This window comes from Streptomyces sp. NRRL S-920 (genome assembly GCF_000717945.1).
Classification (GTDB): Bacteria; Actinomycetota; Actinomycetes; order Streptomycetales; family Streptomycetaceae; genus Streptomyces; species Streptomyces alboniger.
The window spans coordinates 23108-48253 of record NZ_JODF01000050.1 but is presented as its reverse complement, the minus strand read 5'-3'; the positions used below and the strand labels follow the sequence as shown (position 1 = coordinate 48253).

The window sequence follows — 25146 nt, the reverse complement described above, 5'->3', positions numbered from 1 at the left end:
AGCTTGGATGGGGTCTCCCCTGCTCGAGCGAAGCCGAGAGCTTGGGGAAGTGCCAGACCCCGCGGCCCGCGGCATGATCCGCCGGACAGGCCCTAGGCCTCCTCGCCTGCCGGCCCGGTCCTCCCGCCCGCGGCGATCGCGTCCCGCACCTCCGTCACGCGTGCGCGCTCCTCGGCGGCGAAGCGCTCCGCGTCCAGTTTCTCGGCGATCTCCTCGTCCTGGGTCATGAGCTGGTCGAGGCTGGCGTCGCCCAGTTCGAGGACGCCCATGTCCACATACGCCTGCTGGAGGCGCTTGCCCCACAGGCCGATGTCCTTGACGCACGGCACGATGCGGCTGAACAGCAACTGCCGGAACAGGGCGAGGAATTCGGACTGCTCGCTGTACTCCTCGGCCTGCGCCTTGGGTATCCCGAAGTTCTCCAGGACCTCCACCCCGCGCAGCCGGTCGCGCATCAGGTAGCAGCCCTCGATGACGAACTCCTCGCGCTCGCGCAGCTCCGCGTCCGTGAGCTGCTTGTAGTAGTCGCGCAGCGCCATCCGCCCGAAGGCGACGTGCCGGGCCTCGTCCTGCATGACGTACGCCAGGATCTGCTGGGGCAGCGGCTTGTCCGTGGTGTCGCGGATCATGCCGAACGCGGCGAGCGCGAGGCCCTCGATGAGGACCTGCATGCCGAGGTAGGGCATGTCCCAGCGGGAGTCGCGCAGGGTGTCGCCGAGGAGCGACTGGAGGTTGTCGTTGACGGGGTAGAGCATCCCCATCTTCTCGTGCAGGAAGCGGGCGTAGATCTCGGCGTGCCGCGCCTCGTCCATGGTCTGGGTCGCGGAGTAGAACTTCGCGTCCAGGTCGGGGGCGGACTCCACGATGCGGGCCGCGCACACCATCGCGCCCTGCTCGCCGTGCAGGAACTGGCTGAACTGCCAGGAGGCGTAGTGCTTGCGCAGCTCGCCCTTGTCCCGCTCGGTCATCTTCGCCCAGTGGGGGGTGCCGTAGAGCGACAGCGACTCGTCCGGGGTGCCTAGGGGGTCGAGCGGGTCGACCTCCAGGTCCCAGTCGATGCGCTTGGCGCCGTCCCACTGCTTGTCCTTGCCCTTCTGGTAGAGGGCGAGGAGACGGTCGCGCCCTTCGTCGTACTCCCAGCTGAAGCGGGCCGAACCGGCCGACGGGACCTGCCAGTCGGGCGCTTTGGGCGGCCCGGTATATAGCTCATGCGTCGACATACGGGCAGGCTCACACGCTCCTGGACGCAGGGTCAACAAGTCACGCACAGGGGATTGACGGCCTTACTGACGGGGAGTCTCATAAGAGGTGACCGCCGGTAACCCGCAACGGGCCCGCTTCGCAGGCATACCCCCACGCGCACCTCCCACGACAAGGCAGGGACAAGTCATGACGACCGTGACGGAAGACGTTTCGCTCCAGGGTCTGCGAGACGCGCTCGGCCTGCTCAAGGACCGGGAACAAGTAGCCGTCCGGCTTCTGGAGTCCTCCGCCAAGCACTCCTTCGATCCCGACAGGGAACTCGACTGGGAGGCCCCGGTCGAGGAGGGCAAGTGGTTCTGGCCGCCGGAGCTGGTCTCCCTCTACGACACCCCGCTGTGGCGGCGGATGTCCGAGGAGCAGCGGATGGACCTGGCCCGCCACGAGGCCGCGTCGCTCGCCTCGCTCGGCATCTGGTTCGAGATCATCCTCATGCAGCTCCTCGTCCGGCACATCTACGACAAGTCGGTGACCAGCGCGCATGTGCGGTACGCGCTGACGGAGATCGCCGACGAGTGCCGGCACTCGATGATGTTCGCGCGCATGATCGAGAAGGGCGGCGCGCCGACGTACCCCGTCACGCGCCTCAACCACAACCTCGCGCGCGTCCTGAAGACCGTCTCCACCACGCCCGGCTCCTTCGCCTGCACACTGCTCGGCGAGGAGATCCTCGACTGGATGCAGCGGCTGACGTTCCCGGACGAGCGCGTCCAGACCCTCGTCCGGGGCGTGACCCGTATCCACGTGGTGGAGGAGGCGCGCCATGTCCGTTACGCGCGCGAGGAGTTGCGCCGCCAGATGGTGACCGCTCCGCGCTGGGAACGGGAGCTGACCCGCCTCAGCTGCGGCGAGGCGGCCCGCGTCTTCTCCATCGCGTTCGTGAACCCGGCCGTCTATACGAACGTCGGGCTCGACCGGCGCGAGGCGGTGGCGCAGGTGAGGGCGAGCGGGCACCGGCGGGAGGTCATGCAGACCGGCGCGAAGCGGCTGACCGACTTCTTGGACGACATAGGCGTGATGCGGGGGGCGGGGCGGCGGCTGTGGAGGTCTTCGGGGTTGCTGGCGTAGCGCTTGACCGCGGGCCGTATGTGGCCGCCCCGGAAAGGGCGCGGGGCGAGTTACGCTGCGAGGCATGACCTCGCCTGCCAGCACGCGCGCGTACCGCCGCCTGAGCGTCGAGGCGCGGCGGCGGCAGCTCCTGGAGTCCGCCCTGACCCTCTTCGCGCACCGCGCGCCCGAGGAGGTCAACCTCGACGACGTGGCGGAGGCGGCCGGCGTCTCGCGGCCGCTCGTGTACCGCTACTTCCCCGGCGGCAAGCAGCAGTTGTACGAGGCCGCGCTGCGGTCCGCCGCCGAGGAACTGGAGCAGTGCTTCGCCGAGCCCCCGGACGGCCCGCTCACCCGGCGGCTCTCCCGGGCGCTCGACCGGTACCTGGCCTTCGTCGACGAGCACGACACCGGATTCAGCGCGCTGCTCCAGGGCGGCAGCGTGGTGGAGACCTCACGGACCACCGCGATAGTCGACGGCGTGCGCAGAGCCGCCGCCGAGCACATCCTCGCCCACCTGGACGTACCGGAACCGGGCCCGCGGCTGCGGATGACGGTACGGATGTGGATCACCGCGGTGGAGGCCGCCTCGCTGATCTGGCTCGACGAGGAGAAGCAGCCGCCGCTGGACGACCTGCGGGACATGCTCGTGGAACAGTTCATGGCAGTCCTGGTGACGACGGCGGGGCGCGACCCGCAGACGGCGGCGGTCGTGCGGTGGGCGCTGGCCCTGGAACGGCGGGAGGGCCCGGTGGGCGGCCTCGCGCGGCGCGTGCTGCCCGTGCTGGCCGACGCGGCCCACCTGCTGTGACGCCGCGTGGTGTGACACTGGTGGCGTGAAGAGCGAAGAGACCCCCTTCGTGGGTGGCCCCCTGGACGGCCGCGTCCTCCCGGTCCTGCTGGGCCCGACCGGCCACCCCCCGAAGACCTACCGCGTCCCGGTACCGGACGACGCGGGCGGCCCCCCGACGGTCCTGGTCTACCGCCGCGTACCAGCGACCCCAGGCAAGCGCCGCACGCTCACCCCGAGATGGCAGTACGAGTACGCCCCGGAGGGCGACAAGGACACGGGCTTGAAGTGGCCCTGGTCAAAGCCGACAAGATCCTGAGCGCCCCGCCAGGAGCGCCCCGAAGGGGCGCGGGGCTGTGACATTTGCGGCTCCGCCGCGCGAGCGCGACCAGCCACGAAGCACCCGCAGCGATACAACGCAACCCCCCACGCCGCCACCCCCTGGACGAGTGACCCCATTCCACCGCCCGCCCCCCGCCGGGAGGCGAACCCCGCACCGGCCCCCGATGCTCGGGGTGCGCGGAGGAAGCGCCTCCGCGCCCCGGAGGTGATGACGTGTCAAAACGGCTGCTCCGCTGGGCCTGCACAGGCGCAGCCCTAGGCACCCTGTGCACGACCGCACCCCCCGCCCTAGCGGCCCCGGGGCCAGGAGAACGCCCCGTAGCCGACCTGCTGACGGACCTTCAGCGCCTGTATCGCTCCGCCGAAGAGGCAACGGAGACGTACAACGCGACGGAGGAGAAGCTGAAGGAGCAGCGCGCGAGGTCCAAGGACCTCGCCGGAAAGCTGGCGAAGGCCCGCGCCTCCGTGCGTGACGGCCGAGGCGACGCGGCCCGCCTCGCCCGCCAGCAGTACCAGAACGCCACCGGCCTCTCCCCCTACGTACGCCTGCTCCTGGCCCGCGACCCCCAGCGCGCCCTCGACCAGGGCCACGTCATCCAGCGGGTGGCCGCGGGCCGCGCCGCCACCGTGGAGCGCCTGGCCGAAGGTGAGCGGCGGGCGGACGCGCTGGCGAGGGCGGCACAGAGGGCGCTGGCCACGCAGACCACCCTCGCCGCCCGGCAGAAGAAGCAGCGGGACCAGGTCGGCGGGCAGCTCAAGGAGGTCCAGGAGCTGCTCTCCGCGCTCACCCCGGACCAGCTGGACGCCCTGCGGGAGGCGGAGGACGCGGGGACGGCGCGGGCGCAGCGCGCGTTCATGGCGTCCGGCGCGCTCAGCGGCAGCCCGGCCACGGCCACGCGGGCGCCCTCGCGGCAGGGCGACAGGGCCCTCGACTTCGCGGTGCGGCAGATCGGGCGGCCCTACGAGTGGGGCGCCGAGGGCCCGGACGCGTACGACTGTTCGGGGCTGACCTCCCGGGCCTGGGCGTACGCGGGCCGCGAGATCCCCCGCACCAGCCAGGAGCAGTGGGCCGAGCTGCGGCGCGTTCCGCTGTCGCGGCTGCGCCCCGGCGACCTCGTCGTCTACTTCCCGAGGGCCACGCACGTGGCGCTGTACCTGGGCGACGGGAAGGTCGTCCACGCGCCACGCCCCGGCGCCCGCGTCAAGGTGTCGCCGATCGCGGCCAACCCGGTCCTCGGCGCGGTGCGGCCCGACCCCCGGGGCCGGTCGATGCGGGGGTACATCCCGCCGAGGCTGCCCGAGGGGGCGACCTCGGGCAGCGACCTGGGCTACAGCGGCGATCAGGACCCGGCGGCGACCGAGTCCAGGTAGGCGGCGGCCTTCTCCGGGTCGTAGAAGAAGTTCTCGAAGTCGGACGGGTCGTTGAAGCCGTTCGCGAACCGGTCGGCGACCGGCTGGAGCTGACCCGCCGCGCCGAGGATGTTCAGGACGTGCTCCGGCGGGGCGCCCAGCATCGCGTTGGTCCACTTGGTGACCCACTGCGCGGTGTCCCAGTACCGGTCGAACGCCGACTGCATCCACGCCTCGTCGAACGGCTTGTCGCCGTGCTCGACGATGGAGGAGATGTACGAGGCGGCGCACTTGGACGCCGAGTTGGAGCCCTGCCCGGTGATCGGGTCGTTGGCGACGACGACGTCCGCGACGCCGAGGACAACACCCCCGCCGGGCAGCCGGCCGACGGGCTTGCGGACCGTGGGGGCGTACCGCCCGGCGAGTGTGCCGCCCGCGTCGGTCAGCTCGACCTTCGTGGCGCGCGCGTACTCCCACGGCAGGAACTTCTCCAGGAGTTCCAGCGTCAGCGCCAGGTGCTCGCTCGGGTCCTTGACGCCCTGGAAGACGTCCAGGGGGCCGCCGGGGATGCCCTCCCAGAAGAGGATGTCCGCGCGGCCGGACGTGGTGAGGGTCGGCATGACGAACAGCTCGCCGACGCCGGGTACGAGGTTGCAGCGCACCGCGTCGAACTCGGGGTGCTCGGGGCGCGGGCCGAGCCCGTGGACGTAGGCGACCGAGAGGGCCCGCTGGGGCTCGGTGAACGGCGAGCGGGACGCGTCGCGCTCGAACATCGAGACGAGTTCGCCCTTGCCCGCCGAGACGAGCACCAGGTCGTAGGCGCGCGAGAAGTAGTCGAGGTCGGAGACCGCCGCGCCGTGGATGACCAGCTGGCCGCCGCGCTGGGCGAACGTCTCCATCCAGCCCGCCATCTTCACGCGCTGGTCGACGGACTGGGCGTATCCGTCGAGCTTGCCGACCCAGTCGATGACGCGGGAGGAGTCCGGGCCGGCGACCGAGACGCCGAGGCCCTCGATCCTCGGGGCCTGGGACTCCCAGAAGTTCGCCTTGATGTCGCGCTCGTGCTGGAGCGCCGTGTCGAACATGCACTGGGTGGACATGACCCGCCCGGACCGGATCTCGTCCGCCGTGCGGTTGGACATCAGGGTGACCTCGTATCCCTGTGCCTGGAGCCCGAGAGCGATCTGGAGCCCGGACTGTCCGGCTCCGACGACAAGTATCTTCCGCATGGGGTCCTTCTCTTACTCAGGTCTTACTCAGGGGTGACGTCGAGCGCGTGGCCGACCAGGGCGAGCAGCGATTCGATGACCGAGATGCGCTGCCGCGCGTCCATGATCAGCACGGGTATGTGCGGCGGCACCGTCAGCGCCTCGCGCACATCGGGGACCTCGAACTTCTCGCTGCCGTCGAAGTGGTTGACGGCCACGATGTACGGCAGGCCGCAGCTCTCGAAGTAGTCGAGCGCCGGGAAGCAGTCGGAGAGGCGGCGGGTGTCGGCGAGCACGACAGCGCCGATCGCGCCGCGCACCAGGTCGTCCCACATGAACCAGAAGCGCTGTTGACCGGGCGTGCCGAAGAGGTAGAGCACCAGGTCGTCGTCGAGCGTGATGCGGCCGAAGTCCATGGCGACCGTGGTGGTCGTCTTGCCGGGCGTCCCGCTCAGGTCGTCGGTGTCGGCGCTCGCCTGTGTCATCAGCGCCTCCGTCTGGAGGGGCGTGATCTCGGAGACGGCGGTCACCAGCGTCGTCTTGCCGACGCCGAAGCCACCGGCCACCACGATCTTCGTGGCGATCGGGGCCCGTGACCTGTCCGTCTGCCAGGCCTGCAACTGACCCTCGTTCGCGAGGAGTTCAGAGACGGCGGAGTCCACTCAGCACCCTTTCCAGCAGTGCGCGGTCGGGCTGACCCGGGCCGTGGCCCGTTCCGTACACGCGGATCTTTCCCTGGTCGGCGAGGTCGCTGAGCAGGACGCGGACCACGCCGAGCGGGATCTTGAGGAGGGCCGCGATCTCCGCCACCGTGCGCATGCGCCGGCAGATCTCGACGATCGCCCGCATCTCCGGCATGACCCGCGCCAGGGTGCCCTTGGGCAGTTCGCGGCGCTCCTCGGCGGCCTCCAGCTCGGGGTGGCTCGCCACGAACGTCTCGACGAGCAGGACGTGACCGAACCTGGTCCGGCCGCCGGTCAGCGAGTAGGGGCGTACGCGAGCGGGCTTCCGGTCGCCGCCCCGCTGCGGGAGCCTCGGGGCCTTACGGCTGCTGCCGCTCATCGGGCGCTCTCCCTCGACTTGCGCAGCTCGCTGCGGAGTTCGGGGGTGAGGACGTGTCCGGCGCGGCCGACGAAGAGCGCCATGTGGTACGCGACGACGCTCATGTCGCAGTCGGGGGTGGCGTGCACGCCGAGCAGCGAGCCGTCGCTGACCGTCATGACGAAGAGGCTGCCCTCCTCCATCGCGACCACGGTCTGCTTGACCCCGCCGCCGTCCATCAGCCGGGCGGCGCCGATGGTCAGGGAGCCCAGTCCGGAGACGATGGTGGCGAGGTCGGCGCTGGAGCCCCGGGGGCCCTTGGGGTTCGCGGCGGGGCGCTCGGCGTTGCGCCCGGGATCGGAGGAGAGCAGCAGCAGTCCGTCGGAGGAGACCACCGCGACGGAGAGGATCCCTGGCACCTCCTCCACGAGGTTCGTCAGCAGCCAGTGCAGATTGCGGGCTTCACTGCTCAGGCCGTATGCGGCGGGTCCGGCGGAAGAACTGGGCGTGCGCATGGGCGCAGTCAACTGCTTGCCTCCTCGACTGAGTCCCCCATTACGTCTGCGTCTTTTGCGTTCTTTGCGTTACCTTGCTGCGTTTCCCTCGGGTCCGCCGTTTCCGTTTCGGCGGCGAGTTCCGCTTCCACGTCCCGTCGGCCGCTCTGGGCGCCCTGGTGGAAGCCGCCGAGGCGGCGGCGGAGCGTTTCGGCATCCACGGAACCGCTGCGCTGCTGGGGCGCGGCGGCCACGGGCGGTGTGATCTTCGGGGTGCGCTTGGGCAGCCCCTTGTCGGTGACGCGCTCCCACTTGGGGGGCGCGGGGGCCGCGTCGGGCTCGGGCTCCGGTTCCGCTTGGGCTTCCGCTTCCGCTTCCGGGGCGGCGGGCGCGGTCAGCTCCATGGTCGTCTCGGCGGAGGGCGCGGGCTCCTCCTCCGCCGGTGTCGGCAGGGCCGTCTCCAGCGTCCGTTCCGCCGCCGCGATCAGCGGGTCCTGGTCGTCACCGGGCGCACCGGTCAACCGCCCCGGGATGACGTTGGAGTTGGCCTCCGCCTCCGACCCGGGCAGGTGGACCAGGGTTTCCCCCGCCCGCGGCGGGGTGAGCGCCGTGGCCGACGCGGGAGCCTCCGCCAGGATCGGCTTGGGCAGCACCACGACCGCCGCGACACCGCCCTGCTTCTGCTCCCGCAGCCGCACCCGCGCCCCGTGCCGCGCCGCGAGCCGCGCGACGACGTAGAGGCCGAGCCCGAGGCCCTCCCCGCTCTCCTGGTCGTACGCGTCGTCGGGGTCGAAGTTGGTGAGCCGGGCGTTCAGCTCGCGCATACGGTCCCGGGTGACGCCGATGCCCTCGTCCTGGACGGAGAGCATGACCTCGCCGCTCTCCAGGAGCCATCCGGAGACCTCCACGGAGGCGTCGGGCGGGGAGAACGAGGTGGCGTTCTCCAGGAGTTCGGCGGTGAGGTGGCTGATGTCGTCCGCGGCGAAGCCCGCGATGTGCGCGTGCGGCGGCAGCGTGGCGATGCGTACGCGCTCGTACCGCTCGATCTCCGAGACGGCGGCGCGTACGACGTCCACGAGCGGGACCGGGCCGGGGTGCTGGTGGCCGTGCTCTGCCCCCGCGAGGACCAGGAGGTTCTCGCTGTGGCGGCGCATGACCGTGGCGAGGTGGTCGAGCTTGAAGAGCGTGGCGAGCCGGTCGGGGTCCTGCTCGCGGTCCTCCAGGTTCTCGATCACGGCGAGCTGGCGCTCGACCAGGCCGAGGGTGCGCAGGGCCAGATTGACGAAGGTGCCGTGGATGGACTGGCGTACGCGCTCCAGGTGCACGGACGCCTCGGCGAGTTCGGCGCGCAGGGCGTCGCGCTCGTCGGCCATGGTCCGGCGCTTGCCGATGAGGTGCTTGCGGTCCGTTTCGAGCGTGGCCAGGCGCTCGGTGAGGGCGGCGGCGTGGCCGTGCAGGGCGTTGACGGAGCGGACGACCTGGGCGAACTCGTCGTCGCGGCCCGTGAAGCGGATCGGCTCCTGGGGCGCGGGCTCGGTCGCCAGACGGGCGGAGCCCAGGCGCAGAACGGCGAGCGGGCGGGTCAGCGAGCGGGCCATCCCCATGGTGACGCCGACCGCGACGAGCAGCAGCACGCCGACGAGCGCGACGCGGATCTCCAGCGCCGTGACGTCGTCGTCTCGCAGCTGGGCGAGCCGCTTGGTGCGCTCGACGCCGAGCGCGGACTCGGCGCCGCGCATCGTCTCGATGCGGGCGGAGAGGGCGGCGTCGAGCTTCTTGCGGTCGTAGCCCAGCTCGGCGCCGGAGAGCGTGGGCTGGTCGGTGAGCCGGGAGAGGTACTTCTCGGCGGCGGTGACCTCGGCGCCCGTGACGGTCGAGTCGTACGTGGTGCGGTCGGACTCGCCCGCGGCGTCCCGGAAGTCGGCGAGCGCGGCCAGCTCGCGGATGTGGGCCCGCTGGGCGGCCGCGCTGAGGCCGTCGCGGCGCTTGCCCGCGGCCGGGGGCTCGTCCACGCCGGTGGCCGGGAGGCCGGTGACGGGGTCGGTCCCGGGGGCGGTGGAGCGGGGCACGGCGAGAGCGGCGAGGAGGAGCCCGCGGGCGGCGGCGGCCTGCTCGACGGCGTGGTCGAGGTCGGCGAGGGCGAGGGCGCCCCTGTTGACCTCGGGCGGCAGCTGCTCGGCCAGGTCACGGGTGAGGCCGTGGAGTTCGGTGATGACCTTCGTATACGCCTCGTGCGCTTCGAGGGCGGTGGTCTTGCCGGTGAGCGCGGAGCGGCGGACGGCGGCGATGTCGGCCAGCTCGCCGCGGAGCCCGGCGGGGGCGTCGGCGCCGCGCAGCTCGTCGATCTGGCGGTCCACGCGGGCGCTGCGGCTCTGGGAGAGGCCCTTGCCCTGGGGGCGTCCCGCGGCGATGAAGGAGGTGACCTCGTCGCGCTCGTCGGCCAGCGAGTGCCCGAGGGAGACCGCCTGCTGGGTGTGCTCGGCGAGGGTCACCAGGCTCTGGGTGTCGTTGAGCCGGCCGGACGCGGCGACGATGGCGGGCGCGCCCGCTCCCGCGATCGCGGCGGCCACGACCGCGACGGCGACGATCAGCCGGTTGCGTACGCGGGCGGTGGGCTTCTTGTTGACGCCCGCGGCGGCCGCTGCGGCCGCCTTGGCGGAGTCCCCGGCCGGGGGTGCGGGCGTCACGTCGGGCTCGTCCGGCCCCGCCGCGGCGGACGGCTCGGGTGTGCCGGGTGTGGCGGAGGCGCCGGGTGTGGCGGAGGCGTCCGGACCGAAGGCCGCGTCCCGCCCGGAAACCGCGTCCACTCCTCCCGAGGTCACCGGGGAAGCCGGGGACACTGCGGACTCCGGAGCCGCCGGGGCCGCGGAGCCCACGGGTCCCGCCGCAGGGTCCGTGGCCGTGCGCCCGGGCGCACGGTCGGTCGGGGTGGTCGCGCCCGGCGTGGCCCCTTCCGGGGCCGTCTGCTTGCCTTTACGCCGAGGCCGCATCTTCTGCACCGGTGCTCGCATTCCTGTTTTTCGTCTGCCCTTGGGCCCGGGTGACGATCCGTCAACACGAGCGCGCCCCCGGTTACGGCACCTGACACTTCCAGCGCCGGTGAGTGGTGGTCGCGCATCGCCTGCCTGGCCACCCGAAGGAGTGAACATCGGTGGGGAGTTGGCGGGCAAGTCCCAAGGCTATCGGCGTCCGGCATATGCGGTGCGCCGGTTGGACGTCGCCGACCGGCTTTGGCAGGATGCGCCGCCACACACCACCGGAGTTGATCATTCCGGTCGAATTCCGGCGCGCGTTTCGCCACCCCGGGCCGATCCGCCGCCCCCGCGCCCTTTCCGGCCGCCCCCTTGAGGGCCTCGGGCAGACTGGCCGGATGCGTATCGAACTCGCCACTGAGCCCGGAGACCCCGCACGCCCCAACGAGGACTACGCCTCCGTCGCGCTTCCCGCGTCCGGGCAGGGCGGATCGCTCATCCTCCTGGACGGCGTGACGCCGCCCGAGGGATCGGTGGGCTGTCTGCATTCCGTCCCCTGGTTCACCGCGCGCCTCGGCGGCGCTCTGGGCGAACTGTCCGTTTCGCGGCGGGATATGACGCTCCCTGAGGTCTTGGCGGGCGCCATTGCGCGTACCGCCGACGCGCATGGTTCAACCTGTGACCTTTCTCACCCTCGCACCCCTCAGGCAACAGTGGTGCTCGTGCGGTGGGACGCCGAACGCGTCGAGCATCTGGTCCTGTCCGACTCGGCGCTCCTCGTCGCGAGCGTCGGCGGCGGGGTGAGCGCCGTCCTCGACCGGCGCCTGGCCGAACTGCCGCCCGCCGTGCAGGCCCTGCGTGACCAGGTGCGCGCCCTGCCGCGCGGCTCGGCCGAGCGGGAGGTGGCGGGCCGGGCGTACGGAGCGGCGGTCGAGGCGCTGCGCAACGCCGAGAACGGCTTCTTCACGGCCGCGGCGGACCCCTCCGCCGCCCTGCGCGCGATCACCGGTGAGCTGCCGCGCGCGGACGTGACGGCGGTGGCGGCGCTCACCGACGGGGCATCGCGCTGGGTCGAGACCTTCCGCGAGGGCGACTGGCCCGAGTGCCTCGCGCTGCTGCGCAAGGAAGGCCCGCAGCATCTGCTGGACCGCGTAAGGGAGTTGGAGCACGCCGACCCCGACCGCCTCGCCTTCCCGCGCGGCAAGCGGCATGACGACGCGGCGGTGGTGTACGTGGAGCTGTAGCCCCTCCAGGGACGGGCCCCGAGGCTCACCAGGCGGAACGCGCCCCGTCGCTCATGACTCGGCGCTCGCGTTGAGCTGCCCGAGCAGCCGCGCCAGCTCGGCGACCTCCGCCCGGTCCCAGCCCTGGAGTTGACGCACGTAGCGGGCGCGGCGGGCGGCGCGGACCGTGCGGAAGCGGGTGCGGCCGTCGGGCGTGAGCCGGATCAGCCAGGCGCGCCCGTCGGCGGGGTCGGGCTCGCGGGAGACCAGGCCCAGCTCCTCCATGGCCCGCAGCTGGCGGCTCATCGTCGCCTTGCCGACCCCGATGTACGCGGCGAGGTCGGTGGCGCGCTGCGGACCCGAGTCGTCCAGGCAGACGAGCAGGCCGTACGCGGCGGGCTCCAGGTCGGGGTGGACCTGGCGTGCCATCTCGCCGGACCTGGCCCGCGCGCGGCGCATCAGGAGCGACAACTCCCGCTCCAGGGAGAGGAACTCGCGGTCCTCCCCCGGTCCGGCGTCACCGTGCGCCCCGACCGTCACACCCTCTTCTGTAGCAGCCATGTCCCGCTTTCCCGATTCTGAAAGTTATCGCCGCGAGGCTCTCGCGCCGTGGCCGTGGCGCCAGCGGCCTGACCAGTATTTCGCAAGGTCGCGGCGGTGCCGATCCGGTGGCACCGCCACAGGAGTGGACCAACGGCACCACTCTGCCCCCCTTCCCCGCCGTGGTCTACGTGCGTAGCTTTTCAAGTGACATGTTCACACCATGAACCTGTCGACAGGTCCCCCCAGAGCACCCCCGAGGCCTTCGGAGGCACGCATGCCTGTGCACAGACCCGGACCTGCCCGCCCCTCGCGCTTGTCGCCGGCGGGTGTCCTCCTCGCAGCCCTGTCCGCTCTCTCCCTCCTCCTGACGCTCCCCACGGCGGCCCGGGCGGACGACATCCCCCCGCGCGGCTCCGCGCGCCTCGGGCAGGGCGTCATCGAACACGACGGCCAGGGCGGGCTGCCCACCGGCGGCGGCGCCGTCCAGACCGAGGGCGTCGACGTCAGCAGCCACCAGGGCAACGTCGCCTGGTCGACCCTGTGGAACAGCGGGGTGAAGTGGGCCTACGTGAAGGCCACCGAGGGCACGTACTACAAGAACCCCTACTTCGCCCAGCAGTACAACGGGTCGTACAACGTGGGCATGATCCGCGGGGCCTACCACTTCGCCACGCCCGACACCGCGAGCGGCGCCGCCCAGGCCAACTACTTCGTGGACAACGGCGGGGGCTGGTCGCGCGACGGCAGGACGCTGCCGGGCGCGCTGGACATCGAGTGGAACCCTTACGGGGCGGCCTGCTTCGGCAAGACGCAGTCCGGGATGGTCAGCTGGATCCGTGACTTCCTGAACACGTACAAGGCGCGCACCGGCCGCGACGCCGTGATCTACACCGCCACCAGCTGGTGGAAGCAGTGCACCGGCAACTACAGCGGCTTCGGCGCGAGCAACCCGCTGTGGATCGCCCGCTACGACACCACCCCGGGCGAGCTGCCGGCCGGCTGGGGCTTCCACACCATGTGGCAGTACACCTCCTCCGGGCCGACGGTCGGTGACCACAACAAGTTCAACGGCGCCTACGACAGGGTGCAGGCGCTCGCGAACGGCTGAGGGCGCGGACGGCGGCCGCCCCGTGCGAGGCGGCCGCCGTTCCCCCACCCGTCACGCCGCGACCGGCACCCGCACCTCGCCCACCGTGGCTTCTGCGAGCGCCAGTTCGAGCACCTGGCGCACATCGGTGACCGCGTGCACGTCCAGCTTCTCCAGCACCTCGACCGGGACGTCGTCGAGGTCCGCCTCGTTCCGCTTCGGGATGATCACCGTCGTGATCCCGGCGCGGTGCGCGGCGAGCAGCTTCTGCTTGACACCGCCGATCGGCAGCACCCGGCCGGTCAGCGAGACCTCACCGGTCATCGCCACGTCGGTGCGGACAAGGCGCCCGCTGAGCAGCGAGGCGAGGGCGGTCGTCATCGTGACGCCCGCGCTCGGGCCGTCCTTCGGCACCGCGCCCGCCGGGAAGTGGATGTGCACGCCCCGGTCCTTCAGGTCGGCCACAGGCAGCTCCAGTTCGGCGCCGTGCGAGCGCAGGAACGACAGGGCGATCTGCGCCGACTCCTTCATGACGTCGCCGAGCTGACCGGTGAGCGTGAGCCCCGACGCGCCCGTCTCCGGGTCGGCGAGCGACGCCTCGACGAACAGCACGTCGCCGCCCGCCCCGGTGACCGCGAGCCCGGTCGCCACGCCCGGCACCGCGGTGCGCCGCTCGGCCGGGTCCTGGGCGGACTCGGGCACGTGGTGCGGCCGCCCGATCAGGTCGCGCAGGTCCGCGTCGGTGACGGTGAGGGGCAGCTCGCGCTCGCCCAGTTCGTGCTGGGCCGCGACCTTGCGCAGCAGCCGCGCCACGGACCGCTCCAGGTTGCGTACGCCCGCTTCGCGCGTGTACTCCCCCGCCAGCTTGCGCAGGGCGCTCTCGTCGAGGGTGACCTCGTCCTTCTCCAGGCCCGCGCGGTCCAGCTGGCGCGGGAGCAGGTGGTCGCGGGCGATGACGATCTTCTCGTCCTCGGTGTAGCCGTCGAGCCGGACCAGCTCCATGCGGTCGAGCAGGGCCTCGGGGATGGCTTCGAGGACGTTCGCCGTCGCCAGGAAGACGACGTCGCTCAGGTCCAGCTCCACCTCCAGGTAGTGGTCCCGGAAGGTGTGGTTCTGCGCCGGGTCGAGGACTTCGAGGAGGGCGGCGGCCGGGTCGCCGCGGAAGTCCGAGCCCACCTTGTCGATCTCGTCCAGGAGCACGACCGGGTTCATGGACCCGGCCTCCTTGATGGCCCGCACGATCCGCCCGGGCAGCGCCCCCACGTACGTACGGCGGTGTCCGCGGATCTCCGCCTCGTCGCGTACGCCACCGAGCGCGACCCGCACGAACTTGCGGCCCATGGCGTGCGCGACGGACTCGCCGAGCGAGGTCTTGCCGACGCCGGGCGGGCCGACGAGGGCGAGTACGGCGCCGCCGCGGCGCCCGCCGACGACCCCGAGGCCGCGGTCGGAGCGGCGCTTGCGGACCGCGAGGTACTCGGTGATGCGCTCCTTCACGTCCTGGAGCCCGGCGTGCTCGGCGTCGAGGATCTCCTGGGCGCCCTTGATGTCGTACTCGTCCTCGGTGCGTTCGTTCCAGGGCAGTTCGAGGACGGTGTCCAGCCAGGTGCGGATCCACGAGCCCTCGGGCGACTGGTCGCTGGCGCGCGCCAGCTTGTCGACCTCCTTGAGGGCGGCCTCGCGGACCTTCTCCGGCAGGTCGGCGGCCTCGACGCGGGCGCGGTAGTCGTCGGACTCCTCGCCCTCCTTCTCGCCGTTGATCTCGCGCAGCTCCTTGCGTACGGCGTCCAGCTGGCGGCGCAGCAGGAACTCGCGCTGCTGCTTGTCCACGCCCTCCTGCACGTCCTTGGCGATGGACTCGGCGACGTCCTGCTCGGCGAGGTGCTCGCGCAGCTGCTCGGTGGCGAGCTTGAGGCGGGCGACCGGGTCCTCGGTCTCCAGCAGCTCGATCTTCTGCTGGGTGGTCAGGAAGGGCGAGTAGCCGGAGTTGTCGGCGAGGGCGGAGACGTCGTCGATCTGCGTGACGCGGTCGACGACCTGCCAGGCGCCGCGCTTCTTCAGCCAGCTGGTGGCGAGCGCCTTGTACTCCTTGACCAGCTCGGCGACGGCGCCCGGCAGCGGCTCGGGGGCGGCGTCCTCGACCTGCTGCCCCTCGACCCACAGGGCGGCGCCGGGCCCGGTCGTACCGGCGCCGATGCGCACGCGCCCCCGGCCGCGGATGAGGGCACCGGGGTCGCCGTCGGAGAGTCGTCCGACCTGCTCGACGGTGCCGAGGACGCCGGTCGCCGCGTACGTCCCGTCGATGCGCGGAACAAGCAGCACCTTCGGCTTGCTGTCGCCCTCGGAGCGGGCCGCGGCCTGCGCGGCCTCCACCGCGGCGCGCACCTCCGCGTCGGAGAGGTCGAAGGGGACCACCATGCCGGGCAGGACCACCTCGTCGTCGAGCGGCAGCACAGGCAGAGTGAGCGATGTGTACGAGGTGGACTCAGTAGCCATGATCTCCCTTTCGGCATTCAAGTTGAGCTGTATCGACTCAATGCTTATGAGCGCCTCAATGTTCCCCAAGGGCTGTTCGCTCTGAGCGATCACCGGTCACCCGCCCGTGGCGGTGGCGACGCCCCCTGTACGGACCGGCGTTCGGTGAGGAACGTGGACGCTCCGACTCTCACGGAGGAGACCCACGGTGGACACACCCGAGAACAGCGACGGCCCGGTGGACCCGGCAGCGGCGGACGCGATGGCGGACCAGGTGGCCGGCGCCGCCGGTCAGCTCATGGAGATCGCGCTGGGGCACCTCCTCTCGGCGGCGCTGCGCACGGCCGCACGCTGCCGGATCGCCGACCATCTGGCACCGGGCCCCCGCACCGCCGAGGAGCTGGCGGAGCTGACCGGCACGCACGCCGGGCACCTGCGACGCGTCCTGCGCTATCTCGCCACGCGCGGCGTCTTCCGCGAGGACGAGGCAGGCGCGTTCCACCTCACTCCCCTCGGGGACGCGCTGCGCACGGACGCCCCCTATTCGCAGCACGGCGCGGTCGTGATGCTGACCGACGCGGCGTTCCGGCGGACCTCCGCGGGTCTGGAGGAGGCCGTGCGCGAGGAGGGCGCCTCCTTCGAGCGGGTCTTCGGGCAGCCGTTCTTCGCGTATCTGGCCGGGGACCCCGCGCTGCGGGAACTGTTCGACGCCGGCATGACCTCGCTCTCGGCCCCCGTCGACGCGGTGGTGGCCGGGACGTACCCGTTCCCCGCGAAGGGCACGGTGGTGGACGTCGGCGGCGGGCGCGGCGGCCTCCTGCGGGCGGTCCTGCGCGGGCGGCCGGGCCTGACCGGGGTCCTCTTCGACCAGACCCCGGCGGTCAGTACGCACGTCCTGAGCGGGGACGAGGCGGTGCGGGGCCGCTGGAGCGCCGAGTCGGGCGACTTCTTCACGGGCGTCCCCAAGGGCGGCGACCTGTACGTCCTCAAGCACGTCCTGCACGACTGGCCGGACGAGGCCTGCCTGCGGATCCTGCGCAACTGCCGTACGGCGATGGCGCCGGACGGCCGCCTCCTGATCGTCGAGTCCGTCCTGCCCGCGGGCAACGACCCGCACCCCGGCAAGGCGATGGACGTCGCGATGGCGGCGATCGTGGACGGTCAGGAGCGTACGGAGGCGGAGTTCGCCGCGCTGCTCTCCCGGGCCGGGTTCGAGCTGACGCGGGTTTTGCCGACGGCGGCGTTCCCGTCGGTGGTGGAGGCGGTGCCCGCGTGACGAGCCCGGTCGCAGTACGGAGGCGCCCTCAGTGCCGAGGCGCTTTCAGGGGCGGCCCGCCAAGGACCGGCGTCCGCGGCGGATCAGCGGCCAGCTGGAGACGCCGATCACGAGCGCCAGGAGGTGGCCCCAGTTCGTCATCGGGTCGGTGAACGCGATCAGCTCCTCGACCAGCATCCAGCCGAAGCCCGCCAGCACCGCCCACCGCAGACACGGCGTGAGCAGTCCCGCGAGCGCGCCGACGCTGGCGGCCACCCCGAAGCTGATGCCGTAGTCGAGGCGGTGCAGCGAGCTGTCGGGCAGATGGCCCGCGAGGACGGAGAGCCCGACCGGGACCTCCGTGGCGAGGGTCGCGACGACGTGACCGAGCAGGAACACCCCGGCCGTGCGCAGACCCCCGATGCGGCGCTCCAGCGCGGTGAGGACCAGCAGGAAGCCGACGGCGTACGGCGATGTGATGCCGCCCGCGATCCACAGGGCGCTGGCGACGAGGACGAGGACGGGGCTGTGCGCGAGGTGGGCGACGTCGGTGCTGGACCCCCGGAGCAGCGCGTCGACGACCTCCGGATCGGCGTACTGGCTGAGGAGCGAGGTGGCGGCGAGGATGAGCGCGTAGCCGAAGGTGAAGGGCGTGCCCTTGGGGTCGGGCAGCAGACGCCAGGGGCGGACCCTTGGACGCCGGGCGGGTACGGCGGAGGCCTCGGGGTTCGCGGGAACGGCGGCTTCGCGGTCCACGGGAGCGGCGGCCGCCGCGCGGGCTTCAGGCGGTGAACGGCGGTCCGGCTGGCGCGGGAGCGCGCTCAGGGTGGGCGGCTCACGGTCCCCGGACGCGGGGGCGGTGGCGGTGTCCGAGGGCTCGACGCTCTGGTCCACGGGTGAGGCGCTCCTTCCGTCCCGGCCTACCCTTGGCCCTCTTTTCGGGCGCTGTCTATGACCGACGCCACGTGGGACGCGATTCACAGCAACCCCGGGGCCATTTTCCGCGTTGCCCCCGGCCGCCGCGCCACCCGCTCATACGCTGAGGCCATGCACACCCACACCACCGCCCCCGTCGTCCTCGACCGGCGCGAGGGGCCGTACGGCGAGGTCGTACTGCGGCGCCACGGTGAGTTGCTCCAGATCATCGCGAACGGCTGCTTCCTCATGGACACCTCCGACGGCCGCTCCGAGCGGCTGCTCGTCGACGCGGCACGGGACGCCCTCGACGACCGCCCGCGGCCCGCCGTCCTGATCGGCGGGCTCGGCGTCGGCTTCTCCCTCGCGCACGCCGCCGCCGACCCCCGCTGGGGGCGGATCGCCGTCGTCGAGCGCGAGCGGGCCATCATCGACTGGCACCGCGAGGGACCGCTCGCCGAGCTGTCGCAGACCGCGCTCGCCGACCCACGTACGCAGATTCTTCACACCGACCTCGTCACCTACATATCCGAGGCCCCGGAGACGTACGACGCGCTCTGTCTGGACATCGACAACGGCCCCGACTGGACGGTGACGGAGGGCAACAACTCCCTTTACTCGCCTGCCGGTCTGGCCGCCTGCAAAGCCCGGCTCACCCCCGGCGGAGTGCTCGCCGTGTGGTCCGCCAAGCCCTCGTCCACTTTCGACGACGCTCTACGGAATGCCGGATTCCAGAGGGTACGAACCGAAGAGATCCCCGTTGCCCGAGGCGTCCCGGACGTGGTGCACCTCGGCGTCCGGGCTGCGTAGCCGAGGTGCCTTCGCGCCCCGTACCCTGCTGACCGAACACAAGCGATCAGTGTCAGGGGCGGGCGATGGAGCAGACACACACCTCCCACAGCGGCGCGACAGCCGCGACACCCGGCGCCCAGCGCCGGGTCCTGGTGGTCGAGGACGACCCGACGATCGTCGACGCCATCGCCGCCCGGCTGCGTGCCGAGGGTTTTGTTGTGCAAACGGCCGGGGACGGCCCCTCGGCGGTCGACACCGCGCAGGCCTGGCAGCCCGACCTGCTGATTCTCGACATCATGCTGCCGGGCTTCGACGGCTTGGAGGTGTGCCGCCGGGTCCAGGCCCAGCGCCCCGTCCCGGTCCTCATGCTCACCGCGCGTGACGACGAGACGGACATGCTGGTCGGCCTCGGCGTCGGCGCGGACGACTACATGACCAAGCCGTTCTCCATGCGCGAGCTGGCGGCCCGGGTGCACGTCCTGCTGCGCAGGGTCGAACGGGCCGCGCTCGCCGCGACCACCCCCCGCAGCGGCATCCTGCGCCTGGGCGAACTGGAGATCGACCACGCGCAGCGGCGTGTGCGCGTGCGCAGCGAGGACGTCCACCTGACGCCCACGGAGTTCGACCTGCTGGTCTGCCTGGCCAACACCCCGCGCGCCGTCCTCTCCCGCGAACAGCTGCTCGCCGAGGTGTGGGACTGGGCCGACGCGTCCGGCACCCGGACCGTCGACAGCCACATCAAGGCGCTGCGCCGGAAGATCGGCGCCGAGCGGATCCGGACCGTGCACGGCGTGGGCTACGCCCTAGAGACCCCGGCGCCATGAGGCCGGTCCTGCCATGAGCGGACCTTTCGGAGAGCTGCGGCCGTTCTCCATCAAGACCAAGCTCGGCGCCCTGGTGGTCGTCTCCGTGTTCATCACCACGGGACTGCTCCTGGTCGCGATGAAGACCGAGACCGAGCTGCGCTTCATCACCGTCTTCTCGGTGATCGCCACCCTGCTCATCACGCAGTTCGTGGCACACAGCCTCACCGCGCCGCTCGACGAGATGAACGCGGTGGCCCGCGCCGTCAGCCACGGCGACTACACGCGCCGGGTGCGCGGCGCCGACCGGCGCGACGAGCTGGGCGACGTGGCCTCCACCATCAACGCGATGGCGGACGACCTGGAGGCCCAGGACACCCAGCGCAAGGAACTCGTCGCGAACGTCAGCCACGAGCTGCGCACCCCCATCGCCGCCCTGCGCGCGGTCCTGGAGAACGTCGTCGACGGTGTCTCGGCCGCCGACCCCGAGACGATGCGCACCGCCCTGAAGCAGACCGAGCGCCTGGGCCGGCTCGTCGAGACCCTTTTGGACCTGTCCCGCCTCGACAACGGCGTCGTACCGCTCAGGGCCCGCCGCTTCGAGGTGTGGCCCTATCTGTCGGGCGTGCTGAAGGAGGCCAACATGGTGGCCTCCGCGCGCGCGGGCATCGCCTCCGGCTCCGGCAGCCACACCCGTACGGACGTCCATCTGCACCTCGACGTCTCGCCCCCGGAGCTGACGGCCCACGCGGACGCCGAGCGCCTGCACCAGGTCGTGGCCAACCTCATCGACAACGCGGTCAAGCACAGCCCGCCGCACGGCCGCGTGACGGTACGGGCCCGGCGCGGCCCCTACCCCGAGTCGCTGGACCTGGAGGTGCTCGACGAGGGCCCCGGCATCCCGGAGTCCGAGTGGCACCGCGTCTTCGAGCGCTTCAACCGGGGCAGCCACGCGGGCAGCCCCGCCAAGAACTCCGCCAACGACGGCGGCACGGGCCTCGGCCTCGCCATCGCGCGCTGGGCGGTCGATCTGCACGGCGGCCACATCGGGGTGGCCGAATCCCCTCGCGGCTGCCGGATCCAGGTCACCCTTCCGGGCCTGCCCGAAGCGTGAAGTTGACGTAGGGTTCGAACCGGAAGCGATTCACCGGGCGCTCTTGTGGGCACTCGGGGAGCGCCGCCGCGCGTAGACGTCCCTCCGACGTACCCGCGCGGCCATCTCGCGTTGCGGAACCTCGCTTGTTTCCCGCCATTTACAGCGCCGAAACCCTTGCTCCAGTGTGACTTACGCGACGGATGACGGGCCCGGCCTGCACCTCGCGCCGATGGAGGCGTAGCCTTTATTTCCGCTGTCCATCACCTTGTGAAGCGGAAGAGGGCGGTTACCGCCGTGTCGTCACAGTCCCCCAGTAGCTCGAGCACTTCGACCGACCAAGACGCGCAGGGCAAGGACCCTGCCGCCGCCTTCGGTCCCAATGAGTGGCTCGTAGACGAGATCTATCAGCAGTACCTCCAGGACCCGAATTCGGTCGACCGAGCCTGGTGGGACTTCTTCGCCGACTACAAGCCGGGGGTGAGCGCTTCCGTAGCCGCCGCCCCGGCGCAGCCGGCGGGTGACGCGGCCGCGGGGGCCGCGTCCACCACTGCTCCCGCCGCACCGGCCGCGAAGCCCGCGCCCGCCGCACCGGCTCCCGCGGCGCCCGCGGCTCAGCCCGCGAAGCCCGCCGCCGCTGCCCCCGCGGCCCCTGCCGCCAAGCCCGCCGTCGCGAAGCCCGCCGCCAAGGCGGAGCCCGCGAAGGAGGCCCCGGCAGGACCCGAGTACACGACGCTGCGCGGCCCGGCCGCCGCGGTCGCGAAGAACATGAACGCCTCGATCGAGGTCCCGACGGCCACGTCGGTCCGCGCGGTCCCGGTGAAGCTGCTCTTCGACAACCGCATCGTCATCAACAACCACCTCAAGCGCGCCCGCGGCGGGAAGATCTCCTTCACGCACCTCATCGGGTACGCGATGGTGCAGGCCATCAAGGCCATGCCGTCGATGAACTACTCCTTCGTGGAGAAGGACGGCAAGCCGACCCTGGTCAAGCCGGAGCACATCAACTTCGGCCTCGCCATCGACCTGGTGAAGCCCAACGGCGACCGCCAGCTCGTGGTCGCGGGCATCAAGAAGGCCGAGACCATGAACTTCTTCGAGTTCTGGCAGGCCTACGAGGACATCGTCCGCCGCGCCCGCGACGGCAAGCTCGGCATGGACGACTTCACCGGCGTCACGGTCTCCCTGACCAACCCCGGCGGCCTCGGCACCGTCCACTCGGTCCCGCGTCTGATGCCCGGCCAGTCGGTCATCATGGGCGTCGGCTCGATGGACTACCCCGCGGAGTTCCAGGGCACCTCCCAGGACACCCTGAACAAGCTCGGCATCTCGAAGGTCATGACGCTCACGTCGACCTACGACCACCGGGTCATCCAGGGCGCCGCCTCCGGCGAGTTCCTGCGCATCGTCGCGAACCTCCTCCTCGGCGAGCAGGACTTCTACGACGAGATCTTCGAGGCGCTGCGGATCCCCTACGAGCCGGTCCGCTGGCTCAAGGACATCGACGCCTCGCACGACGACGACGTCACGAAGGCCGCCCGCGTCTTCGAGCTGATCCACTCCTACCGGGTGCGCGGCCACGTCATGGCCGACACGGACCCGCTGGAGTACAAGCAGCGCAAGCACCCCGACCTGGACATCACCGAGCACGGCCTCACCCTGTGGGACCTGGAGCGGGAGTTCGCGGTCGGCGGCTTCGCCGGCAAGTCGATGATGAAGCTGCGCGACGTCCTCGGCGTGCTGCGCGACTCGTACTGCCGCACCACCGGCGTCGAGTTCATGCACATCCAGGACCCGAAGCAGCGCAAGTGGCTCCAGGACCGCATCGAGCGCCAGCACGCCACGAAGCCGGAGCGCGAGGAGCAGCTGCGCATCCTGCGCCGTCTGAACGCCGCGGAGGCGTTCGAGACCTTCCTCCAGACCAAGTACGTCGGTCAGAAGCGCTTCTCGCTGGAGGGCGGCGAGTCCGTCATCCCGCTGCTCGACGCGGTCATCGACTCGGCGGCCGAGTCGCGCCTGGACGAGGTCGTCATCGGCATGGCCCACCGCGGCCGCCTGAACGTCCTGGCGAACATCGTCGGCAAGTCGTACGCCCAGATCTTCCGCGAGTTCGAGGGCAACCTCGACCCGAAGTCGATGCACGGCTCCGGCGACGTGAAGTACCACCTGGGCGCCGAGGGCACCTTCACGGGCCTGGACGGCGAGCAGATCAAGGTCTCCCTGGCCGCCAACCCCTCCCACCTGGAGGCGGTCGACCCGGTCCTGGAAGGCATCGTCCGCGCCAAGCAGGACATCATCAACAAGGGCGGCACGGACTTCACGGTCCTGCCCGTCGCCCTGCACGGTGACGCGGCCTTCGCGGGCCAGGGCGTGGTCGCCGAGACCCTGAACATGTCGCAGCTGCGCGGCTACCGCACGGGCGGCACGGTCCACGTCGTCATCAACAACCAGGTCGGCTTCACCGCCGCCCCGGAGTCGTCCCGCTCGTCGATGTACTCGACGGACGTGGCGCGGATGATCGAGGCGCCGATCTTCCACGTGAACGGCGACGACCCGGAGGCCGTGGTCCGCGTGGCCCGCCTGGCCTTCGAGTTCCGTCAGGCGTTCAACAAGGACGTCGTGATCGACCTCATCTGCTACCGCCGCCGCGGTCACAACGAGTCGGACAACCCGGCGTTCACCCAGCCGCTGATGTACGACCTGATCGACAAGAAGCGCTCGGTGCGCAAGCTCTACACCGAGTCCCTCATCGGTCGCGGCGACATCACCCTGGAAGAGGCCGAGCAGGCGCTCCAGGACTACCAGGGCCAGCTGGAGAAGGTCTTCACCGAGGTCCGCGAGGCCACCTCGCAGTCCGCGCCGGTGGAGGTCCCCGGCCCCGAGGCCGAGTTCCCTGTCGCGGTGAACACGGCGATCTCCCAGGAGGTCGTCAAGCGCATCGCCGAGTCCCAGGTCAACATCCCCGACCGCGTCACCGTGCACCCGCGCCTGCTGCCGCAGCTCCAGCGCCGCGCGGCCATGGTCGAGGACGGCACGATCGACTGGGGCATGGGCGAGACCCTCGCCATCGGCTCGCTGCTCATGGAGGGCACCCCGGTGCGCCTCGCGGGCCAGGACTCGCGCCGCGGCACGTTCGGCCAGCGCCACGCGGTCCTCATCGACCGCGAGACGGGCGACGACTACACCCCGCTGCTGTACCTCTCCGAGGAGCAGGCGCGCTTCAACGCCTACGACTCGCTCCTGTCCGAGTACGCGGCGATGGGCTTCGAGTACGGCTACTCCCTGGCCCGTCCCGAGTCCCTCGTGATGTGGGAGGCCCAGTTCGGTGACTTCGTCAACGGCGCGCAGACCGTCGTCGACGAGTTCATCTCCTCGGCCGAGCAGAAGTGGGGCCAGACGTCCGGCGTCACCCTGCTCCTCCCGCACGGCTACGAGGGCCAGGGCCCGGACCACTCGTCCGCCCGCCCGGAGCGCTTCCTCCAGCTGTGCGCGCAGAACAACATGACGGTCGCGATGCCGACCCTCCCGTCGAACTACTTCCACCTCCTGCGGTGGCAGGTGCACAACCCGCACCACAAGCCGCTGGTGGTCTTCACCCCGAAGTGGATGCTGCGCCTGAAGGCCGCCGCGTCCAAGACGGAGGAGTTCACCTCGGGCAGCTTCCGCCCGGTCATCGGCGACGCGTCCGTGGACCCGAAGGCGGTCCGCAAGGTCGTCTTCTGCGCGGGCAAGCTCTACTACGAGCTGGAGGCCGAGCGGCAGAAGCGCGGTGTCACGGACACGGCGATCATCCGCATCGAGCGTCTGTACCCGCTGCCGGGCGCGGAGCTCCAGGAGGAGATCTCCAAGTACCCGAACGCCGAGAAATACCTGTGGGCGCAGGAGGAGCCGGCGAACCAGGGCGCGTGGCCCTTCATCGCCCTCAACCTCATCGACCACCTGGACCTGGCGGTCGGCGCCGACATCCCGCACGGCGAGCGTCTGCGCCGCATCTCGCGGCCGCACGGCTCGTCCCCGGCGGTCGGCTCGAAGAAGCGCCACGAGCAGGAGCAGGCGCAGCTCCTGAGCGAGGTCTTCGAGGCCTAGGCCTCGACGGTCGCGCGTCCGGTGGGCCCGGCCCCGAGTTCTTTCCGACTCGGGGCCGGGCCCACCGGCGTATGCGGGGGCCCGAGCCGCCTACCATGAGGCGGAAGAGACCGTACGCATCAGGAGCTTGAGTTGTACTTCACCGACCGTGGCATCGAGGAGCTGGAGAAGCGGCGCGGCGAGGAGGAGGTCACCTTCGAGTGGCTCGCCGAGCAGCTCCGCGCCTTCGTGGACCTCAACCCCGACTTCGAGGTGCCGGTCGAGCGCCTGGCGACGTGGCTGGCCAGGCTGGACGACGAGGACGACGAGGAGTAGCGGCCTCGCGGTCGCTAGTAGCGGCCTCGCGTTCGCTCAGGGCGTGTCAGCGGCT

General features: G+C 71.5%; 21 protein-coding genes. 12 read left to right on the top strand and 9 right to left on the bottom strand.

Going from position 1 to position 25146, the window contains the following annotated elements; genetic code table 11:
* Positions 1 to 92 precede the first annotated feature (92 nt).
* Entirely contained in the window at positions 93 to 1220 is a 1128-nt protein-coding gene (locus IG54_RS0128465; protein WP_030790647.1) for a ferritin-like domain-containing protein, read from the bottom strand.
* A 169-nt stretch (positions 1221 to 1389) separates the two neighbouring features.
* On the opposite strand from IG54_RS0128465, the gene IG54_RS0128460 reads away from it, so the two are divergent.
* The 4 genes from IG54_RS0128460 to IG54_RS0128445 all read left to right on the top strand — a co-directional run bounded on the left by IG54_RS0128460 (position 1390) and on the right by IG54_RS0128445 (position 4810).
* On the top strand, positions 1390 to 2328 hold the full coding sequence (locus IG54_RS0128460; RefSeq protein WP_030790644.1) for an AurF N-oxygenase family protein: 939 nt from the start codon (positions 1390 to 1392) through the stop codon (positions 2326 to 2328).
* 64 nt (positions 2329 to 2392) lie between these two features.
* Positions 2393 to 3118: a TetR/AcrR family transcriptional regulator gene (locus IG54_RS0128455; protein WP_030790642.1), complete on the top strand. Its 726-nt coding sequence runs from the start codon at positions 2393 to 2395 to the stop codon at positions 3116 to 3118.
* Between the two features lie 25 nt (positions 3119 to 3143).
* Positions 3144 to 3416 (top strand): hypothetical protein, encoded by a 273-nt coding sequence (locus tag IG54_RS0128450; protein WP_030790640.1) that lies wholly within the window; start codon positions 3144 to 3146, stop codon positions 3414 to 3416.
* A gap of 236 nt (positions 3417 to 3652) precedes the next feature.
* Positions 3653 to 4810, top strand: a complete 1158-nt coding sequence (locus IG54_RS0128445; protein ID WP_030790637.1) for a C40 family peptidase — start codon at positions 3653 to 3655, stop codon at positions 4808 to 4810.
* Here IG54_RS0128445 and IG54_RS0128440 read toward each other — a convergent pair.
* From IG54_RS0128440 to IG54_RS0128420, 5 genes are read right to left on the bottom strand one after another with little or no spacing between them, the layout of a single operon-like run.
* Positions 4780 to 6018 carry a styrene monooxygenase/indole monooxygenase family protein gene (locus IG54_RS0128440; protein ID WP_030790634.1) on the bottom strand — a complete coding sequence of 413 codons (1239 nt, stop codon included), beginning with the start codon at positions 6016 to 6018 and terminating at the stop codon, positions 4780 to 4782. The genes IG54_RS0128445 and IG54_RS0128440 overlap by 31 nt on opposite strands.
* A gap of 23 nt (positions 6019 to 6041) precedes the next feature.
* The gene (locus IG54_RS0128435; protein WP_030790631.1) at positions 6042 to 6659 is read right to left on the bottom strand and encodes a GTP-binding protein; all 618 of its coding nucleotides are present in this window, start codon (positions 6657 to 6659) and stop codon (positions 6042 to 6044) included.
* On the bottom strand, positions 6640 to 7059 hold the full coding sequence (locus IG54_RS0128430; RefSeq protein ID WP_030790628.1) for a DUF742 domain-containing protein: 420 nt from the start codon (positions 7057 to 7059) through the stop codon (positions 6640 to 6642). Before IG54_RS0128430 ends, IG54_RS0128435 begins: the two co-directional genes overlap by 20 nt.
* Positions 7056 to 7553, bottom strand: coding sequence for a roadblock/LC7 domain-containing protein (locus IG54_RS0128425; protein WP_030790625.1), 498 nt, complete (start codon positions 7551 to 7553; stop codon positions 7056 to 7058). The genes IG54_RS0128430 and IG54_RS0128425 overlap by 4 nt, the downstream gene beginning before the upstream one ends.
* 8 nt (positions 7554 to 7561) lie before the next feature.
* A complete protein-coding gene (locus IG54_RS0128420) occupies positions 7562 to 10522 on the bottom strand; it encodes a nitrate- and nitrite sensing domain-containing protein (RefSeq protein ID WP_106977112.1) in 2961 nt (986 codons plus the stop codon).
* Positions 10523 to 10902: 380 nt separating this feature from the next.
* Here IG54_RS0128420 and IG54_RS0128415 point away from each other — a divergent pair, with 380 nt between their 5' ends.
* Positions 10903 to 11748 carry a protein phosphatase 2C domain-containing protein gene (locus IG54_RS0128415; protein WP_030790619.1) on the top strand — a complete coding sequence of 282 codons (846 nt, stop codon included), beginning with the start codon at positions 10903 to 10905 and terminating at the stop codon, positions 11746 to 11748.
* A gap of 51 nt (positions 11749 to 11799) precedes the next feature.
* Here the strand turns inward: IG54_RS0128415 and IG54_RS0128410 are convergent, their stop codons facing one another.
* The gene (locus IG54_RS0128410) at positions 11800 to 12288 is read right to left on the bottom strand and encodes a MarR family winged helix-turn-helix transcriptional regulator (protein ID WP_030790616.1); all 489 of its coding nucleotides are present in this window, start codon (positions 12286 to 12288) and stop codon (positions 11800 to 11802) included.
* Between the two features lie 256 nt (positions 12289 to 12544).
* Here IG54_RS0128410 and IG54_RS0128405 point away from each other — a divergent pair, with 256 nt between their 5' ends.
* On the top strand, positions 12545 to 13378 hold the full coding sequence (locus IG54_RS0128405; protein ID WP_030790613.1) for a lysozyme: 834 nt from the start codon (positions 12545 to 12547) through the stop codon (positions 13376 to 13378).
* Positions 13379 to 13429: 51 nt separating this feature from the next.
* Here the strand turns inward: IG54_RS0128405 and lon are convergent, their stop codons facing one another.
* Positions 13430 to 15853: an endopeptidase La gene (gene lon / locus IG54_RS0128400; protein WP_030790610.1), complete on the bottom strand. Its 2424-nt coding sequence runs from the start codon at positions 15851 to 15853 to the stop codon at positions 13430 to 13432.
* A gap of 241 nt (positions 15854 to 16094) precedes the next feature.
* On the opposite strand from lon, the gene IG54_RS0128395 reads away from it, so the two are divergent.
* Positions 16095 to 17108, top strand: a complete 1014-nt coding sequence (locus IG54_RS0128395; protein ID WP_030790607.1) for a methyltransferase — start codon at positions 16095 to 16097, stop codon at positions 17106 to 17108.
* A 45-nt stretch (positions 17109 to 17153) separates the two neighbouring features.
* Here the strand turns inward: IG54_RS0128395 and IG54_RS0128390 are convergent, their stop codons facing one another.
* Positions 17154 to 17981: a rhomboid-like protein gene (locus tag IG54_RS0128390; protein WP_078594601.1), complete on the bottom strand. Its 828-nt coding sequence runs from the start codon at positions 17979 to 17981 to the stop codon at positions 17154 to 17156.
* 153 nt (positions 17982 to 18134) lie between these two features.
* Here IG54_RS0128390 and IG54_RS0128385 point away from each other — a divergent pair, with 153 nt between their 5' ends.
* From IG54_RS0128385 to IG54_RS0128365, 5 genes are all read left to right on the top strand, one after another.
* On the top strand, positions 18135 to 18812 hold the full coding sequence (locus tag IG54_RS0128385; RefSeq protein ID WP_030790601.1) for a spermidine synthase: 678 nt from the start codon (positions 18135 to 18137) through the stop codon (positions 18810 to 18812).
* A 65-nt stretch (positions 18813 to 18877) separates the two neighbouring features.
* Positions 18878 to 19618, top strand: a complete 741-nt coding sequence (locus tag IG54_RS0128380) for a response regulator transcription factor (protein WP_030790599.1) — start codon at positions 18878 to 18880, stop codon at positions 19616 to 19618.
* Between the two features lie 13 nt (positions 19619 to 19631).
* On the top strand, positions 19632 to 20711 hold the full coding sequence (locus IG54_RS0128375) for a sensor histidine kinase (protein ID WP_030790597.1): 1080 nt from the start codon (positions 19632 to 19634) through the stop codon (positions 20709 to 20711).
* A 276-nt stretch (positions 20712 to 20987) separates the two neighbouring features.
* Entirely contained in the window at positions 20988 to 24776 is a 3789-nt protein-coding gene (locus IG54_RS0128370) for a multifunctional oxoglutarate decarboxylase/oxoglutarate dehydrogenase thiamine pyrophosphate-binding subunit/dihydrolipoyllysine-residue succinyltransferase subunit (RefSeq protein ID WP_030790593.1), read from the top strand.
* Between the two features lie 132 nt (positions 24777 to 24908).
* Complete coding sequence (locus IG54_RS0128365; RefSeq protein ID WP_030790590.1) at positions 24909 to 25091, top strand: DUF6104 family protein; 183 nt, start codon at positions 24909 to 24911, stop codon at positions 25089 to 25091.
* Positions 25092 to 25146 lie beyond the last annotated feature (55 nt).

Coding starts and splice junctions, on each gene's coding strand:
- IG54_RS0128440 (WP_030790634.1), bottom strand. CDS start 6,018: ATGCGGAAGATACTTGTCGTCGGAGCCGGACAGTCCGGGCTCCAGATC.
- IG54_RS0128425 (WP_030790625.1), bottom strand. CDS start 7,553: ATGCGCACGCCCAGTTCTTCCGCCGGACCCGCCGCATACGGCCTGAGC.
- IG54_RS0128405 (WP_030790613.1), top strand. CDS start 12,545: ATGCCTGTGCACAGACCCGGACCTGCCCGCCCCTCGCGCTTGTCGCCG.
- IG54_RS0128375 (WP_030790597.1), top strand. CDS start 19,632: ATGAGCGGACCTTTCGGAGAGCTGCGGCCGTTCTCCATCAAGACCAAG.
- IG54_RS0128455 (WP_030790642.1), top strand. CDS start 2,393: ATGACCTCGCCTGCCAGCACGCGCGCGTACCGCCGCCTGAGCGTCGAG.
- IG54_RS0128420 (WP_106977112.1), bottom strand. CDS start 10,522: ATGCGGCCTCGGCGTAAAGGCAAGCAGACGGCCCCGGAAGGGGCCACG.
- IG54_RS0128380 (WP_030790599.1), top strand. CDS start 18,878: ATGGAGCAGACACACACCTCCCACAGCGGCGCGACAGCCGCGACACCC.
- IG54_RS0128415 (WP_030790619.1), top strand. CDS start 10,903: ATGCGTATCGAACTCGCCACTGAGCCCGGAGACCCCGCACGCCCCAAC.
- IG54_RS0128385 (WP_030790601.1), top strand. CDS start 18,135: ATGCACACCCACACCACCGCCCCCGTCGTCCTCGACCGGCGCGAGGGG.
- IG54_RS0128465 (WP_030790647.1), bottom strand. CDS start 1,220: ATGTCGACGCATGAGCTATATACCGGGCCGCCCAAAGCGCCCGACTGG.
- IG54_RS0128395 (WP_030790607.1), top strand. CDS start 16,095: ATGGCGGACCAGGTGGCCGGCGCCGCCGGTCAGCTCATGGAGATCGCG.
- IG54_RS0128410 (WP_030790616.1), bottom strand. CDS start 12,288: ATGGCTGCTACAGAAGAGGGTGTGACGGTCGGGGCGCACGGTGACGCC.
- IG54_RS0128460 (WP_030790644.1), top strand. CDS start 1,390: ATGACGACCGTGACGGAAGACGTTTCGCTCCAGGGTCTGCGAGACGCG.
- lon (WP_030790610.1), bottom strand. CDS start 15,853: ATGGCTACTGAGTCCACCTCGTACACATCGCTCACTCTGCCTGTGCTG.
- IG54_RS0128430 (WP_030790628.1), bottom strand. CDS start 7,059: ATGAGCGGCAGCAGCCGTAAGGCCCCGAGGCTCCCGCAGCGGGGCGGC.